General features: G+C 52.7%; 16 protein-coding genes. 3 read left to right on the forward strand and 13 right to left on the reverse strand.

The genetic code is table 11. The features are described from left to right. Positions 1-2 precede the first annotated feature (2 nt). Positions 3-1,166, forward strand: coding sequence for an acetyl-CoA C-acyltransferase FadA (gene fadA, locus SK39_RS11020; RefSeq protein ID WP_003017858.1), 1,164 nt, complete (start codon positions 3-5; stop codon positions 1,164-1,166). Positions 1,167-1,344: 178 nt separating this feature from the next. On the opposite strand, the gene SK39_RS11025 is transcribed toward fadA, so the two are convergent. The 4 genes from SK39_RS11025 to ubiD form a co-directional block, all read right to left on the reverse strand. Next, on the reverse strand, positions 1,345-2,325 hold the full coding sequence (locus SK39_RS11025) for a LacI family DNA-binding transcriptional regulator (protein ID WP_003017867.1): 981 nt from the start codon (positions 2,323-2,325) through the stop codon (positions 1,345-1,347). A 7-nt stretch (positions 2,326-2,332) separates the two neighbouring features. After that, positions 2,333-3,247, reverse strand: coding sequence for an ROK family protein (locus SK39_RS11030; RefSeq protein WP_032938486.1), 915 nt, complete (start codon positions 3,245-3,247; stop codon positions 2,333-2,335). A 227-nt stretch (positions 3,248-3,474) separates the two neighbouring features. Beyond that, positions 3,475-4,176 carry an NAD(P)H-flavin reductase gene (gene fre, locus SK39_RS11035; protein ID WP_003017873.1) on the reverse strand — a complete coding sequence of 234 codons (702 nt, stop codon included), beginning with the start codon at positions 4,174-4,176 and terminating at the stop codon, positions 3,475-3,477. 40 nt (positions 4,177-4,216) lie between these two features. Further along, positions 4,217-5,710: a 4-hydroxy-3-polyprenylbenzoate decarboxylase gene (gene ubiD / locus SK39_RS11040; RefSeq protein WP_003841240.1), complete on the reverse strand. Its 1,494-nt coding sequence runs from the start codon at positions 5,708-5,710 to the stop codon at positions 4,217-4,219. 204 nt (positions 5,711-5,914) lie between these two features. On the opposite strand from ubiD, the gene rfaH reads away from it, so the two are divergent. Further along, positions 5,915-6,403: a transcription/translation regulatory transformer protein RfaH gene (gene rfaH, locus SK39_RS11045; RefSeq protein WP_003017881.1), complete on the forward strand. Its 489-nt coding sequence runs from the start codon at positions 5,915-5,917 to the stop codon at positions 6,401-6,403. A 5-nt stretch (positions 6,404-6,408) separates the two neighbouring features. On the opposite strand, the gene tatD is transcribed toward rfaH, so the two are convergent. From tatD to udp, 9 genes are all read right to left on the reverse strand, one after another. Continuing rightward, positions 6,409-7,191 carry a 3'-5' ssDNA/RNA exonuclease TatD gene (gene tatD, locus SK39_RS11050; protein WP_003017882.1) on the reverse strand — a complete coding sequence of 261 codons (783 nt, stop codon included), beginning with the start codon at positions 7,189-7,191 and terminating at the stop codon, positions 6,409-6,411. 41 nt (positions 7,192-7,232) lie between these two features. Beyond that, positions 7,233-8,024, reverse strand: a complete 792-nt coding sequence (gene tatC / locus SK39_RS11055; RefSeq protein WP_048217000.1) for a Sec-independent protein translocase subunit TatC — start codon at positions 8,022-8,024, stop codon at positions 7,233-7,235. A gap of 2 nt (positions 8,025-8,026) precedes the next feature. Next, positions 8,027-8,575 (reverse strand): Sec-independent protein translocase protein TatB, encoded by a 549-nt coding sequence (gene tatB, locus SK39_RS11060; protein WP_003841235.1) that lies wholly within the window; start codon positions 8,573-8,575, stop codon positions 8,027-8,029. 3 nt (positions 8,576-8,578) lie between these two features. Continuing rightward, entirely contained in the window at positions 8,579-8,833 is a 255-nt protein-coding gene (gene tatA, locus SK39_RS11065; protein WP_003017888.1) for a Sec-independent protein translocase subunit TatA, read from the reverse strand. 78 nt (positions 8,834-8,911) lie between these two features. Next, a complete protein-coding gene (gene ubiB / locus SK39_RS11070) occupies positions 8,912-10,552 on the reverse strand; it encodes a ubiquinone biosynthesis regulatory protein kinase UbiB (RefSeq protein ID WP_003841233.1) in 1,641 nt (546 codons plus the stop codon). Next, a complete protein-coding gene (gene ubiJ / locus SK39_RS11075; protein ID WP_003017894.1) occupies positions 10,549-11,154 on the reverse strand; it encodes a ubiquinone biosynthesis protein UbiJ in 606 nt (201 codons plus the stop codon). The genes ubiB and ubiJ overlap by 4 nt, the downstream gene beginning before the upstream one ends. Before the next feature lie 13 nt (positions 11,155-11,167). After that, positions 11,168-11,923, reverse strand: coding sequence for a bifunctional demethylmenaquinone methyltransferase/2-methoxy-6-polyprenyl-1,4-benzoquinol methylase UbiE (gene ubiE, locus SK39_RS11080; protein WP_003017897.1), 756 nt, complete (start codon positions 11,921-11,923; stop codon positions 11,168-11,170). Positions 11,924-12,017: 94 nt separating this feature from the next. Beyond that, complete coding sequence (rmuC, locus tag SK39_RS11085) at positions 12,018-13,448, reverse strand: DNA recombination protein RmuC (RefSeq protein ID WP_096890398.1); 1,431 nt, start codon at positions 13,446-13,448, stop codon at positions 12,018-12,020. A 140-nt stretch (positions 13,449-13,588) separates the two neighbouring features. After that, positions 13,589-14,350 (reverse strand): uridine phosphorylase, encoded by a 762-nt coding sequence (udp, locus tag SK39_RS11090; RefSeq protein ID WP_003017903.1) that lies wholly within the window; start codon positions 14,348-14,350, stop codon positions 13,589-13,591. A gap of 265 nt (positions 14,351-14,615) precedes the next feature. Here udp and SK39_RS11095 point away from each other — a divergent pair, with 265 nt between their 5' ends. Next, the gene (locus SK39_RS11095) at positions 14,616-15,422 is read left to right on the forward strand and encodes a dienelactone hydrolase family protein (RefSeq protein WP_048217001.1); all 807 of its coding nucleotides are present in this window, start codon (positions 14,616-14,618) and stop codon (positions 15,420-15,422) included. Positions 15,423-15,441 lie beyond the last annotated feature (19 nt).

Consider the following 15,441-nt stretch of genomic DNA (forward strand, 5'->3'; position numbering starts at 1 on the left):
CAATGGAACAGGTTGTAATTGTTGATGCGATCCGTACCCCGATGGGCCGTTCAAAAGGGGGGGCGTTTCGTAACGTGCGGGCAGAAGATCTCTCCGCACACTTAATGCGTAGCCTGCTGGCGCGTAATCCGGCGCTGGATCCAACCGCGCTGGATGACATTTACTGGGGCTGTGTGCAGCAAACGCTTGAGCAGGGTTTCAACATCGCCCGTAACGCCGCGCTGCTGGCGGAAATCCCGCACTCCGTTCCGGCGGTCACCGTGAACCGCCTGTGCGGTTCATCAATGCAGGCGCTGCACGACGCGGCACGTATGATCATGACCGGCGATGCTCAGGCGTGCCTGATTGGTGGCGTGGAGCATATGGGCCATGTACCAATGAGCCACGGCGTTGATTTCCATCCGGGCATGAGCCGCAACGTAGCAAAAGCGGCGGGGATGATGGGTCTGACCGCAGAAATGCTGTCCCGCATGCACGGCATCAGCCGTGAAATGCAGGATGCTTTCGCCGCACGTTCACATGCTCGCGCCTGGGCTGCAACACAGTCTGGCGCATTTAAAAACGAAATCATCCCGACCGGCGGTCATGATGCCGACGGCGTGCTGAAGCAGTTTAACTACGATGAGGTTATCCGCCCGGAGACAACCGTTGAAGCGCTCTCCACCCTGCGCCCTGCGTTCGATCCGGTTAGTGGAACGGTCACTGCCGGTACATCCTCCGCGCTCTCCGACGGCGCAGCGGCGATGCTGGTCATGAGTGAAAGTCGCGCCCGTGAGCTGGGTCTGACGCCGCGAGCCCGTATTCGTTCGATGGCTGTTGTTGGCTGCGACCCGTCAATCATGGGTTACGGTCCGGTTCCGGCCTCAAAGCTGGCGCTGAAAAAAGCGGGACTCTCCACCAGCGACATCGGCTTGTTTGAGATGAACGAAGCCTTTGCCGCTCAGATCCTGCCGTGCATTAAAGATCTGGGACTGATGGAGCAGATAGACGAGAAGATCAACCTCAACGGCGGCGCGATCGCTCTGGGCCACCCACTGGGATGCTCCGGGGCACGTATCAGCACCACCCTGCTCAACCTGATGGAACGCAAAGACGTACAGTTTGGCCTGGCGACGATGTGTATCGGGTTAGGCCAGGGCATCGCAACGGTATTTGAGCGAGTTTAATCAAAGATAAATTCCCCTAAATAATTCGCGCTGCATCGCGGCGGCAACTGAGCGAATCCCCGGGAGCATAGATAACTATGTGACCGGGGTGAGCAAAGGCAGCCAACAAAGAGGCAGAGTGAATTATGACGGGGAAAGGTTTAGTTGCCGTTCTTCCCGCCTGTCAGGGGCGGGTTTTTTATTTCCCTGAACTACCACGCACCACTAACTGCACCGGCAACAGCAGATTCTCTTCCTGATTTTCTTCCAGCAATAAACGCAGCGCTTCACGCCCCAATTGTTGTTTATCAACCGCAATGGTGGTGAGTGGTGGATGTGACCAGGCCGCAGCATCAATATCATCAAACCCCACCAACGCAAGATCTTCCGGGATACGTATACCCTGCTGCGCACACACCCGTTGAACAACCAGCGCTGCCGCGTCGTTATAGGCAAAAATAGCGTCGGGCGGCTCTGGCAGGCTGAGCAATTCATTAATCGCCTCCACCAAAGATTGCTCGGTATCCAGCAGTGGCGGCGCAATGGCTTCATACTCTGGCGGCATCAGCAAACGGGCTTCATACAATGCCTGACGGTAGCCCTTCTCGCGCTGACGGATGCTGTAGTGCGCAAGCGAACTGGCAAGAAAAGCGATACGGCTGCGCCCTTGCGCAATCAGATGTTGCGTGGCCAGATAACCGCCCTGGGTATTGTCCGGGTTCACGCAAGGCAGGCCCGGCGCCCAGAGATCCACCAGCACCAACGGCAGTTTCATCTGTTGCAGCAAGCCAAGTAATTCAGGCTCAAAAAATCCCGCGCAGATCAGCGCATCAGGCTGGTGCAACATCACCTGCTCACTCACTGCATCGCCTGGACCAATGGAGAGAAAGCTCAGCGCAATACCATGGTCACGACAGTTATCTTCTATCCCCAGCAGCAGTTGAGAATAAAACGGCAATGCCCGGCTGATATTGTGCTGGCGGTGCAGCAAAAACAGGACGCGTTTGATCTTGTCTGCACGCAGGCGAGAAAAATCATAACCCTGCTGCTGCGCCACAGAAATAATGCGCAGCCGGGTATCTTCACGTAGCCCTGGCTGCCCTTTCAGGGCGCGGGAAACCGCGCCAACCGAGACACCACAAGCTTCGGCAATGTCCCTGATACGTACAGGTTTCGTCATGTCACTCTCATTGATTTACGCTGGCCTTTTGCGCCCCCAGCCAGGCCGCGCCGCGTACGCCGCTGCTGTCACCGTGTCGGGCCTGAACGATCGGCGTACGGCACTGTTTACCAAATACGTACTGCGCCACTCGCGCCTGCAAGCCTGAGTACAGTAAAGTGATATTGGATACCCCACCGCCCAGCACGATAACATCGGGATCGAGCGTATTCACCACCCCCGCCAACGCGCGCGCCAGCTGATCGCAATAGCGTTCCCATAACAAACAGGCATCTGCATCACCCGATTCTACCCGCTGCATAATATGTGGCACACCTGCATGTTGCGCGGTGTGATTCATATACTGACGCTCCAGGCCGCTGCCGGAAATAAAGCTCTCAATACAGTTCACCTGTCCGCAATAGCATGTCACTTCAGCCCCATCCCGAGATTCGTGGTAGCGCGGCAATGCATTATGTCCCCACTCTCCTGCACAGGCGTTAGGCCCAGAGATCAAACGGTTATCGATGCATAGTCCACCGCCGCAACCGGTACCGAGGATCACGCCAAATACCACGCTATGCCCGTGTCCGCTACCGTCCATCGCTTCCGACAGGGTAAAGCAGTTGGCATCATTAGTAACAGGCACAGGTATTCCTAACGCTCGCTCAAGGTCTTGAGCAAAGGCCTGCTGATTCAACACCAGGATGTTCGAATTCTTAATCAAACCTTCGCTATCCACCGCGCCAGGCACTCCAACACCAACCGATAAAGACTGATTAACGGCCAGTCTGGCCTTAGAAATCATCTCCGTCACGGCCTGGAAAAAATCACCGTAACTCTGCTTTGGTGTCGCACATCGCTCGCGGTAAACAATTTCACCCGCGTTATCAATCACCACCGCTTCAATTTTAGTCCCGCCGATATCCAGTCCGAGCCTCATGGTTTTCCCTCGTTGATGTCCAGCAATGTGATGCGATACAGCTTGCCTATTTTGTTTACTAAACAAAATGAGACCCGTCACAAAAAATCAGTTTTATGGTTAATAGATAGGAAAAACATGTTTACTAAAAATTTTCTGAAAAGAGGAGCAGTGAGACCGGGCTTGCACCCTGTTAGAAGAAGTAAGGTTGGTGATGGATGCGCCGGAAGGACTCCGGCGCACAGCGCTTAAATGAACGCGAACGCGTCGCCAAACAGGCGATCTTCACGTGCCTGACGCTCATTACAGAACAGGTCGCGCGCGATTTTTGCCATCTCAAAACGACCGGCAATGTAGATATCGTGTTCCGCCAGAGTACCGTAATCCTGCAATACTGCCGTTAACACGGTTCCCGTACGACCACGCCAGCCGTCTTCAGGCTGCTCTACCACCGGCTCAACACGCAGGTTCGGGTGATTCACCGACAATGCTTCCAGCTCTGAGAGATCATAGAGATGCTTCTCTTCGCGCCCGCCCCAGTAAATAGTGATATCGCGGTTGGGATTGCGCGCCAGCGCGGTAAGCAGAATAGAACGCACGTAAGAGAACCCTGTACCTCCGGCAATCAGGATCAGCGGGCGCTCGTCTTCATCACGCAGCCAGGCTTCGCCATGCGGAATATCGACCTTGATTTCCCGGTCTTTCAGAATACGGTCCATCACGGCCATGGCGTAAAGATTTAGCTCAGAGGCGCCAACGTGCAGCTCAATGAATCCTTGCTCGTCCGGCGTTGATGCCATGGAGAACGGACGCTTATCCCTTTCGTCCATCACGACCATTAAATACTGGCCAGCACGAAAGGAAAACGCCGCGTCTGGCACTAAACGAACGCGATATACGGTGTCAGTTATAGCTTCTACCGAGGTCACTTTACAGCTTAAGGTTGTCATGCGCTCTCTCTGTCGGATCAATAGGCAAAACGATCGCGCCTCAGGCGCTTTTGCCGTCATTAAAGATGGCCAGTTCATCCCAAATTGCGTCAATACGCGCAATCACTTCAGGATCTTTTTTAATCGGACGTCCCCATTCGCGTTGGGTTTCGCCCGGCCATTTATTTGTGGCATCCAGCCCCATTTTTGAACCAAGGCCGGAAACCGGCGAGGCAAAGTCCAGGTAATCAATTGGCGTATTCTCTACCAGTACCGTATCCCGGGCGGGGTCCATACGGGTAGTAATAGCCCAAATTACATCATTCCAGTCGCGCGCGTTAACGTCATCATCGCAGACAATAACAAATTTGGTGTACATGAACTGACGCAAAAACGACCAAACACCCATCATGACGCGTTTGGCATGGCCTGCGTACTGTTTTTTCATCGTCACCACGGCCAGACGATATGAACAGCCTTCCGGAGGCAGGTAAAAATCGACGATTTCCGGGAACTGCTTTTGCAGAATAGGAACGAATACTTCGTTCAGCGCCACGCCGAGCACTGCTGGCTCATCAGGCGGACGTCCGGTATAGGTAGAGTGATAAATAGCATCTTCACGCTGGGTAATGTGGGTGACGGTAAAGACCGGGAAATTATCTACTTCGTTGTAGTAGCCGGTATGATCGCCATAGGGCCCTTCTGGAGCCAGCTCGCCCGGTTCGATGTACCCTTCCAGTACGATTTCTGCGCTGGCAGGCACTTCCAGGTCGTTGGAAATACATTTGACCACTTCGGTCTTGGTACCGCGCAACAGCCCGGCAAATGCGTACTCGGATAATGTATCAGGAACGGGTGTCACAGCCCCCAGAATGGTCGCAGGATCTGCCCCCAACGCCACTGAAACCGGGAAACGTTCACCAGGATGCGCCGCGCACCACTCCTGATAATCAAGCGCGCCGCCGCGATGGGACAACCAGCGCATAATAAGCTTGTTTTTACCAATCAGCTGCTGGCGATAGATGCCCAGATTCTGCCGCTCTTTATGCGGACCACGCGTGACGGTGAGTCCCCAGGTAATCAGCGGCGCGGCATCTTCCGGCCAGCAGGTCATAATCGGAATGCGGTTTAAATCAACGTCATCGCCTGAGTAGATTTTTTGCTGACAAGGCGCACCACGCAACCGCTTAGTCGGCATGTTCAACACCTGCTTAAACTGCGGCAGCTTATCAAACAGATCGCGGAATCCTTTCGGTGGCTCTGGCTCTTTCAAAAACGCCAACAGTTTACCGACTTCTCGTAGCGCCGAGACATCTTCTTGTCCCATCCCCATCGCAACACGCTTTGGTGTGCCAAACAGGTTACACAGCACCGGCATTGAATAGCCTTTCGGATTCTCAAACAGTAAGGCAGGCCCACCGGCACGCAGAGTGCGATCGGCAATTTCAGTAATTTCCAGGTGGGGATCCACCTCAAGCGAAATGCGTTTGAGCTCACCCTGCTGTTCAAGCAGCGTCAGGAAGTCGCGTAAATCGTGATATTTCATGGCGTCCATTGTGGCCTCTTCGTAAGCGCTTCATTATACGGCGTTCATCATTGTGATGCTGTATTTTTGTTAAATTAGCGTGAACTCTGGCGATACATATAAGCCTTGGGAGTATATACCCATTGGGTTTCAGCCTGCGTTGAGGCGGGTATAATTAACTTAACGCATGGCTTTTGCTATGCTGGCGCTCAGAACAAGCGGATAAGAGTTATTATGCAATCCTGGTATTTACTGTACTGCAAACGTGGGCAACTTCAGCGAGCCCAGGAACACCTGGAAAGGCAGGCGGTGAACTGCCTGACGCCTATGATCACCCTGGAAAAAATAGTGCGCGGTAAACGTACCACAGTCAGTGAACCACTATTCCCTAATTACATGTTTGTCGAGTTCGACCCGGAAGTGATCCACACCACCACTATCAATGCCACGCGTGGTGTCAGCCATTTCGTCCGTTTTGGCGCGACGCCTGCGACAGTTCCTTCTCCCGTTATTCACCAGCTTTCTATCTACAAGCCTGAAGGAATTGTTGACCCGCAAACTCCTCAGCCAGGGGACAGCGTGATTATTACTGAAGGGGCGTTTGAGGGGCTAAAAGCGATCTTCACCGAACCGGATGGCGAAGCACGTTCCATGCTACTGCTTAACCTGTTGAATAAAGAGGTTAAGCAGAGTGTGAAAAATACCGGCTTTCGAAAAATTTAAGCCGTTTAGAAGGTCACTTCGAACAGTGTTCGGACGTTAGCATCAATGGTTGCTGACAGCCATTGAGGATTTTCCCCGCGCCAGTGGGCAATACGCTCAAGAATATGTGGCAGGTGCGCCGGTTCATTGCGCCGTGACGTCGGTTTAGGCGTTAAGTCGCGAGGGAGTAGGTAAGGCGCATCGGTTTCAATCAGCAGCCTTTCCACCGGAATAAACGGCAGCAATTCCCGCAGTTCCATCCCCCGGCGCTCATCACAGACCCAGCCGGTGATACCGATATAGAGTCCCCGGTCCACGCAGTCCTGCATCTCCTGCCGCGTTCCGGTAAAACAGTGCAGCACCGCGCCTGGGAGGCTATCCAGCCACGGCTCCAGCAACGTCAGAAAACGCTCATGGGCATCCCGACAATGCATGAAAATCGGCATCTGCAGTTCAGCAGCAATGCGCAGTTGCGCCTCAAAAGCACGTTCCTGCTCCTGCGGCGTGGAGAAATTGCGATTGAAATCCAGACCGCACTCGCCAATAGCGACCACCTCAGACTGGTTTGCCAGCGCGATAATCTCGTCTTCCGTTGAGGATTGCCATTGGCTGCTGTCATGCGGGTGCACGCCAGCCGTGGACCAGCAATGCGGATAATGCTGTGCCAACTTTAGCGCCTGCTGGCTTTCGTGCAGGTTTGTTCCGGTCAGAAGCATACCGTTTACGCCCGCAGCAAAGGCGCGCGCCACAACATCATCCCTGTCTTTTGCAAATTGTGAACTGGTTAAATTAACGCCAATGTCAAACATGCTACCTCCCATATGACAACCGCCCTGACGGGCGGTTGAATTTACTCTTCTGTTTTCTCGGTGGCTTCGGCTTCTTTTGCTTCTTCGGCCTCGTTGTCCTCATCTCGCGTACGTCGCTTGCCGACATAGAAACGAGAGAAGAAAACGCCCACTTCAAACAGGCAGTACATCGGTATCGCCAACAACGTTTGCGAGAAGACATCTGGCGGGGTCAGTAACATCCCGACGACAAATGCCCCAACCACAACGTAAGGACGCTTCTTGCGTAAATCGTCTGGCGTCGTAATGCCCATCCAGCATAGCAGCACAATGGCGACAGGGACCTCAAAAGAGACCCCGAAAGCCATAAACAGCGCCATGACGAAACTGAGATAGCTGGCAATGTCCGTTGATACCTGTACGCCTTGCGGAGCCGTGTTAGCCAGAAAACCAAACGCCAACGGGAAGACAACAAAATAGGCGAATGCCATGCCGATGTAGAACAGCAACGAACTGGAGACCAGCAGCGGCACAATCAGGCGACGTTCATGTTTGTACAAAGCAGGCGCAATGAATGCCCATACCTGGTAGAGGATCACTGGCGCTGACAGGATCAGCGACACCATGAAGGTCAACTTGATTGGCGTAAAGAACGGCGAAGCCACATCGGTGGCGATCATCGTTGCACCCTGCGGCATCTGTTTAATCAGAGGCGCTGCAACCATATGGTAAATGTCGTTGGCAAAATAAACCAACGCCAGAAAGATCACGATTACCGCAATAATGCAGTTCAGGAGTCGCTTACGCAGCTCAATAAGATGCGTGATGAGCGGTTGGGTATCTTCTACAGACATGTTTACGGTTTATCACTCGACGAGGGTGAGGATTCGACAACAGGTGCGGCAGCTTTCTTTTCTGCATCCATCAACGTAGCGGAAGTGTTTTCCGTCGGCTCTGGCGTTTTAGCACCCGTGGATTCCGGTTTTTGCTCCGGCGAACTGGCCTGATTTTCAGCGGCGGCAGGGGTGACCCCTTCTCGCTGCGCTTCACCTTCTTTCACCACCGGATTATGGATAGTGTGCGCTTCATCGCTCGCTTTCTCAGGATCGTGCACGCTGTAAGAACGCTTCATCGATTCCGCCGCTTCACGCAGCTCATCCATTGACGCTTTCAGCTCCGGGGTCAGATTTGTCAGGCTCGCTTTCTCTACTTTCTTCAGGCTGTCCTGAAACTCCTGAAGCTTAAGCTCCTGGGTCAGTTCATTCTGAACAGTAGTTGCCAGGGAACGTAAAGCACGCACCCAGCCAGCAACCGTTTTTACCGCTACGGGTAATCGTTGCGGCCCCAGGACAATGAGGCCGATCACGAACACCAATAACAGTTCGCTAAAACCGATATCAAACACGGATTATACCTGCTCTTTATCTTGGCTTTTGGCGTCTTCCTTTTTCACTTCGCCCTGCTTATCGGTGATGGATTTAGCTGTAAAATCAGCGTCCTGGCTGGTTTTATCTTGCTTAGGCTCATCATCACCCATCGCTTTTTTGAAGCCTTTAATCGATGCGCCAAGATCGGAACCGATGGAGCCGAGTTTCTTGGTGCCAAATAGCAGTACAACGATGACGGCAATGATCAACAACTGCCAAATACTGATACCACCCATACATGTTCCTCTGTCATAGATGATGAATTAATAAGGCCGTAGTATACGTTACACGGCCTGCCTTGGGCGATGAAAAATTCAGCGCATTTTGCGCCAGCCGATTAACCAGGCTAAGACACCGCCTGCCATCAACCAGCCCGGCATAAGCCCCCACTCAGGGCGGCTTACCAGCAGGAATGTTCCACTTAGCAACAATGTTGCGCCAATGCCCAATAAATAACGGGATTGTCCCTGGCGTACATGATTCGCGTGAAGCTCGCGGGCAATCTTATCAACACTGTGCTGTAAATATTTGCCCTGGCGCAAACTGTCATACACCAGTTCAGGTATTTCTGGCATTTTTTCGACCCAGAACGGTGCTTTTTCTTTAAATGCCCTAACGAGCGCCGGAATACCGACCTGATCTTTAATCCAGGATTCGAGGAATGGCTTAGCCGTTTTCCACAAATCTAACTGCGGGTAGAGCTGTCGTCCGACCCCCTCAACGTACAGCAGCGTCTTCTGTAGCAATACCAGTTGAGGCTGGACTTCCATATTGAAGCGGCGCGCAGTGTTGAACAAATTCAACAGCACATGACCAAAGGAAATCTCCGCCAGCGGTTTTTCAAAAATCGGCTCGCACACGGTACGAATGGCAAATTCAAACTCTTCAACGTTGGTATCCGGTGGAACCCAACCAGAATCCACGTGCAGTTCAGCAACTTTGCGGTAATCGCGGTTAAAGAACGCAATGAAGTTTTCAGCCAGGTAACGTTTATCTTCTTTGTTTAAAGAGCCCACAATCCCACAATCAATACCAATGTATTTCGGGTTTTCAGGGTGCTCATAACTGACAAAAATGTTCCCAGGGTGCATATCCGCATGGAAAAAGCTGTCGCGGAATACCTGAGTAAAGAAGACCTGAACACCACGTTCAGCCAGCAACTTCATATTGGTGCCGTTCTTCTCAAGCGTGGTGACATCTGAAACCGGGATACCGTAAATGCGCTCCATCACCATCATGTTCTGACTGCAATAGTCGGAATACACTTCCGGGATGTACAGCATCGGGCTATCTTCAAAATTACGTCGTAGCTGAATGGCGTTCGCCGATTCGCGCAGCAGATTTAGCTCATCAATCAACGTTTTTTCATATTCACGGACGACTTCTGTTGGTCGCAGGCGACGCCCATCTGGCAGCAGACGAGGAACCCAACGAGCCAGGCGGTAGATCAGTTTTAAATCCGCTTTGATGACCGGCAGTATGTCCGGGCGAATAACTTTGATCACCACCTCTTTGCCATTCGATTTCAATCGCGCAGTGTGAACCTGAGCAACAGACGCAGATGCCAGCGGCGTGATTTCAAAATCATCAAACCATTCCTCGACGGGCAGCCCGCCCATGGCCTCTTCGATTTGTTTTTTCGCTCTAAGCCCATCAAACGGGGCAACACGATCCTGCAATAGCGCAAGCTGATCGGCGATGTGCGGAGGGAAAAGGTCACGACGGGTGGAGAGCATCTGCCCAAACTTGATCCACACCGGGCCGAGTTCCTGTAAAGCCAGTCTCAGCCTTTCTCCCAGCGGTTTGTCTTTATGTCGGTTGGGCATCCAGAACAACGAGTATCGCCACAACCTAAGCGGCAGCGTGATTCGCATTTTGGGGATGAGTTCATCAAGACCGTAGCTTAAAAAAGTGCGAATGATGAAATAAAGGCGCCGTACTTCACCTGGCGTCATTTGGCCTCCAGTTTTTCCAGCCGTTTGGCCAGAGATTCAACCGCGCGCTCAACGGCTGCCGTTTCTTCAGCAAACCATGCAACCTCTAGTGGGCCAGGAGCCATGCGCCACTCTTCGGTGATCGCTTCGGCGACATAGCGCTGCTGGCGCTGAAAGTTATGGCACAGGAACTTCGCTCCACCACGCAAGACTTTGCTGACCCCTTCCGCGACGATATCGCCAGTATAGGGTGCTAACAGTTCTGCAGGATCCAACTCGGCCAGATCGGCAAGCGCAACAAAGTTCTGTACTACCTGGATATCACCCTGGACTTCCAGTTCACCGCTGCGGATAAGCGTGGTGAGTTGCTGTCTGTCACGCAATTTCGGTAACACACTGGCATATGTGATTACGGTGCAATCGGCTTCGCCTTCCCACGCCCCCAGCACATCGACCTGGCGCTCACTAAACACCAGGACTAACGATGTTGAAAATCCTTTGAGATCAACACGTAGCACTTTGCCCTGTAAACGCGTTCTGGCTGACTTGAGCGCAGGAGAGCGGTACAGAAAGGTGTTGAGCAGATTTTCAACGCCTGCGGTCACTAAGGGTTTTAAAGGCATCCCCACTCTCCTGTCAGAACTTGTATCCACGATGCAGCGCAACGACACCTGCTGTCAGGTTGTAGTAATCAACGCTTTCGAACCCGGCATCTTGCATCATTGCTTTTAAGGTGTCCTGATCGGGATGCATGCGGATGGATTCCGCCAGATAGCGATAGCTGTCCGCATCGCTTGCTACCATTGAACCTATACGCGGCAGAACATGGAAAGAGTACGCGTCGTAGGCTTTGCTCAACGGTTCGATAATCGGCTTGGAGAATTCCAGCACCAGTAGACGTCCGCCCGGCTTCAATACGCGGTACATGGAGCGTAATGCTTTGTCTTTATCCGTAACGTTGCGCAGACCGAAAGAGATGGTGATGCAGTCAAACGTGTTGTCAGGGAAAGGTAGTGCTTCCGCATTCGCCTGAACGTACTCAACGTTACCCACCACACCAATATTGCGCAGCTTTTCGCGACCCATTTTGAGCATTGAGTCATTGATATCCGCCAGCACAACTTTGCCGGTTTCGCCTACCATGCGAGAGAATTTCGCCGTCAGATCGCCGGTACCGCCTGCTAAATCGAGAACGGTTTGCCCGCGACGCACGCCACTGCAGTCAATGGTGAAGCGCTTCCACAAACGATGAATGCCGAATGACATTAAGTCATTCATAACGTCATATTTAGAGGCCACAGAATGAAAAACGTGGGCCACCATGTCAGCTTTCTGCTCTTTAGCGACGGTCTGAAAGCCAAAGTGCGTCGTTTCTTGTGAATTATCCACCATCTCAGTGCCTGCTCATCCAAAAAATGTTCGAGAAGTGTAACAGATTGGGCCAATTTGCCCTACCCTTCTGCCGGGTTCAACTACCCCAAATGGACTAGTTTGATTGCTGATTTACCGCTTCACCATCGGGGCAAGATGCATCTTGTTGCGTCTCAGGGACCGAGCGCAAGCGGTATTCTTCATCCTGCGTAGTGGCTTGCTCAGCCAGCTCAGGATTAATCTCGCGCTTAATTTCTACACCTAAACTGCGAAACGCTTCTGCCTGCGACAGGACGTTTCCACGACCGGAAGAGAGTTTTTTCATCGCCTGTCGGTAATTATCCTGGGCTTTGTCCAGGCTTTGACCTATTGCCGACATATCATCCACAAACAACCGCATCTTGTCATAAAGTTTGCTGGCCCGATCGGCAATTTGTTGCGCATTACGACTCTGATGCTCGTAGCGCCACAGGTTGGCAATCGTGCGCAATGCCACCAACAGCGTGGTAGGGCTCACCAGCATAATGTTATTTCTAAGCGCTTCGGTAATCAGTTCGGGCTGTCTGTCTAACGCCAGCAAAAAAGCGGGCTCAACGGGGATAAACATCAGCACATAGTCAAGCGTACGCAGCCCCGGAAGCTGCTGATAGTCTTTGCGGCCCAGCAGACGAATGTGGTTGCGCACCGAGGCGATGTGCTCCTGCAACGCGCTCTCGCGGGTGAATTCATCTTCAGCGTTAAAATAGCGTTCATAGGCGACCAGCGTCATTTTCGCATCAATCACCACATCTTTGCCCTGCGGTAATCGGACAATAACATCTGGCTGCATCCGCGAACGGGCGTCGTTTTCGATGCTGACCTGGGTTTCATATTCATAGCCTTCGCGCAGACCGGAAGCCTCAAGCACCCGCGTGAGTACGACCTCGCCCCAGTTACCCTGCGTTTTGTTATCGCCTTTTAATGCCCGCGTCAGGTTTACCGCTTCCTGTGCCATCTGCGCATTCAGTTGCTGGAGATTACGAATTTCGTGCGCCAGAGTATGACGTTCCTGTGCCTCTTTACCAAAGCTATCCTGAACCTGGCGTCGAAAACCGTCCAGTTGTTCGCGAAGCGGTGCCAGCAGGCTGTTCAGGCTTTGGCGATTTTGCTCATCTACGCGGCGATTGCTGTGCTCGAATATACGGTTCGCCAGATTTTCAAACTGCTCGCTCAGGCGCTGTTCGCTGTTGATCATCTGACGAATCTTATCTTCCGCATGCTGTTGCGTTGCTTCCAGCCGGGTGGTGACTTCCCGGAGATCAGCTTCCAGAGAGGTGTTGATACTGTGCAGGCTGCGCAATTCGTTATTAAGCAGTTCGCACTCATCACGCCAGTGGGCTTCCTGTGAGAGTTGTTGCCGGGCGGCACTTAGCGCGATATCCAGTTCACGTCGTTCTTCGATGAGATCGGCACGGATCCTGTCGGCGTGCGCTTTTGTTGCCAGCCACCCAACCAGCAGCCCTGCGGCTAACGCCAGCACGGCACTCATCATAATTGAAATATCCACAACGCCCCCTTACAGCAACGACTTACCCGCACAAAATAGAATTGTGCTGTATAAACGTCCAGTTTAAAAGGAATTTCCTGCGAGGTACTACGCAAAATAAAAAGGCCGAACGCGTCGGCCTTTTTGAATAGACGGGAGAATTACAGTAAACGACGCGCAGCTTCCACCACGATTTTTACCGCATGGCTTTCTGTTTGTTTCATCGTTTCCGCATTAGGGATCTCTTGCTGAGTACGGTTCACGATAACACCTGCGACCATACCGGCACGCAGACCCTGGCTTGCGCACATGGTCAGTAGCGTGGCAGATTCCATTTCGTAGTTCATAACGCCCATAGACTGCCACTCTTCCATCGAGCCTTTGAAACGGCTCACGACGCGACCAGAGAAGGTGTCGTAACGTTCCTGGCCCGGGTAGAAGGTGTCAGAAGATGCAGTAACGCCCACGTGGGTAGTGGCGCCGATAGATTTCGCCGCTTCCACCAGCGCAGTGGTGCACTCGAAGTCCGCAACGGCCGGGAACTCCATTGGCGCGAAGTGCAGGCTTGCGCCGTCCAGACGGACAGACGCCGTGGTGACCAGGACATCACCTACATTGATATGCGGCTGGATAGCGCCAGTCGTACCGATACGCAGGAAGGTACGAATGCCCAGTTGTGCCAGTTCTTCAACGGCAATAGAGGTTGACGGGCCGCCGATACCGGTAGAGCAAACGATCACGGCTTTACCATCCAGCTCAGCACGCCAGGTAGTGAACTCGCGATGAGATGCCAGCTTAACCGGCTTATCCATCAGCGCGGCGATCTTTTCCACACGCTCCGGGTCGCCAGGGACGATAGCAAGCGTAGCCCCTTGTAAGTCGCTCTTAGTGAGGCCGAGATGAAAAACATCAGACTTAGACATAAAAACTCCTCTGTGAATCGGTTTTGTCAGAAGAAGCAAAAACACACTTTACCGAAGGCATGAACATATTTTCGTGACAGTCATCACTATGATGTAAATCAATTGCATTCAATTACCATCAAAAAGTGATGCGTATCACATAAATGATGCGATGTAAGGAAGCCCTGCACAAAAGATAGCCCGTTTAAGGCAATGTGGTTCGTTGCATGTGTCTATAGTTAACAATGCGCTTTTTGGCTGAATATTTAAGGGTACGGAGAATACCATGACAACACGACAATCTGGCTTTGCACCTGCTGTATCTCCACCGACGTCTACCACGGTTCACACTCCGGATAACGAAATTATCGCCGGTGTAACGTCCATACCTTCACAAGGCGATGATATGCCAGCGTATCACGCACGACCAAAACAAACCGATGGACTGCTTCCCGTGGTCATTGTCGTGCAGGAGATTTTTGGTATTCATGAGCACATTCGTGACGTTTGCCGCCGTCTGGCTCTGGAAGGGTATCTGGCTATCGCACCAGAACTCTATTTTCGCGAAGGCGATCCCAATGACTTTGCCGATATCCCCACGTTGCTCAGCGGCCTTGTCGCCAAAGTGCCTGACTCTCAGGTACTGGCCGATCTGGACCACGTCGCCAGTTGGGCCTCCCGCAACGGGGGAGATGCGCACCAACTGATGATCACCGGATTTTGCTGGGGTGGACGCATCACCTGGCTGTATGCCGCACATAATCCGCAGTTAAAAGCGGCGGTGGCGTGGTATGGCAAACTGGTGGGTGATAAAACCCTCAACTCGCCGAAACATCCCGTTGATATCGCAACCGATCTTAACGCCCCCGTTTTGGGACTTTATGGCGCCCAGGATACCAGCATTCCGCAAGATACCGTTGAAACAATGCGTCAGGCGCTACGCGCCGCCAATGCGAAAGCGGAAATCGTGGTCTATCCCGATGCCGGACATGCCTTCAACGCCGATTATCGCCAGAGCTATCACGAAGAGTCCGCGAAAGACGGCTGGCAGAGAATGCTGGAGTGGTTCGCGCAATACGGTGGGAAGAAATAATTCCCGCCAGGCAAACCAA

This window comes from Citrobacter sp. BIDMC107, assembly GCF_001037575.1.
Lineage (GTDB): Bacteria > Pseudomonadota > Gammaproteobacteria > Enterobacterales > Enterobacteriaceae > Citrobacter > Citrobacter freundii.

Excerpts from the sequence above, each read along its gene's own strand:
- fadA (WP_003017858.1), top strand. The coding sequence starts at position 3 with ATGGAACAGGTTGTAATTGTTGATGCGATCCGTACCCCGATGGGCCGT.
- SK39_RS11025 (WP_003017867.1), bottom strand. The coding sequence starts at position 2,325 with ATGACGAAACCTGTACGTATCAGGGACATTGCCGAAGCTTGTGGTGTC.
- SK39_RS11030 (WP_032938486.1), bottom strand. The coding sequence starts at position 3,247 with ATGAGGCTCGGACTGGATATCGGCGGGACTAAAATTGAAGCGGTGGTG.
- fre (WP_003017873.1), bottom strand. The coding sequence starts at position 4,176 with ATGACAACCTTAAGCTGTAAAGTGACCTCGGTAGAAGCTATAACTGAC.
- ubiD (WP_003841240.1), bottom strand. The coding sequence starts at position 5,710 with ATGGACGCCATGAAATATCACGATTTACGCGACTTCCTGACGCTGCTT.
- rfaH (WP_003017881.1), top strand. The coding sequence starts at position 5,915 with ATGCAATCCTGGTATTTACTGTACTGCAAACGTGGGCAACTTCAGCGA.
- tatD (WP_003017882.1), bottom strand. The coding sequence starts at position 7,191 with ATGTTTGACATTGGCGTTAATTTAACCAGTTCACAATTTGCAAAAGAC.
- tatC (WP_048217000.1), bottom strand. The coding sequence starts at position 8,024 with ATGTCTGTAGAAGATACCCAACCGCTCATCACGCATCTTATTGAGCTG.
- tatA (WP_003017888.1), bottom strand. The coding sequence starts at position 8,833 with ATGGGTGGTATCAGTATTTGGCAGTTGTTGATCATTGCCGTCATCGTT.
- ubiB (WP_003841233.1), bottom strand. The coding sequence starts at position 10,552 with ATGACGCCAGGTGAAGTACGGCGCCTTTATTTCATCATTCGCACTTTT.
- ubiJ (WP_003017894.1), bottom strand. The coding sequence starts at position 11,154 with ATGCCTTTAAAACCCTTAGTGACCGCAGGCGTTGAAAATCTGCTCAAC.
- ubiE (WP_003017897.1), bottom strand. The coding sequence starts at position 11,923 with ATGGTGGATAATTCACAAGAAACGACGCACTTTGGCTTTCAGACCGTC.
- udp (WP_003017903.1), bottom strand. The coding sequence starts at position 14,350 with ATGTCTAAGTCTGATGTTTTTCATCTCGGCCTCACTAAGAGCGACTTA.
- SK39_RS11095 (WP_048217001.1), top strand. The coding sequence starts at position 14,616 with ATGACAACACGACAATCTGGCTTTGCACCTGCTGTATCTCCACCGACG.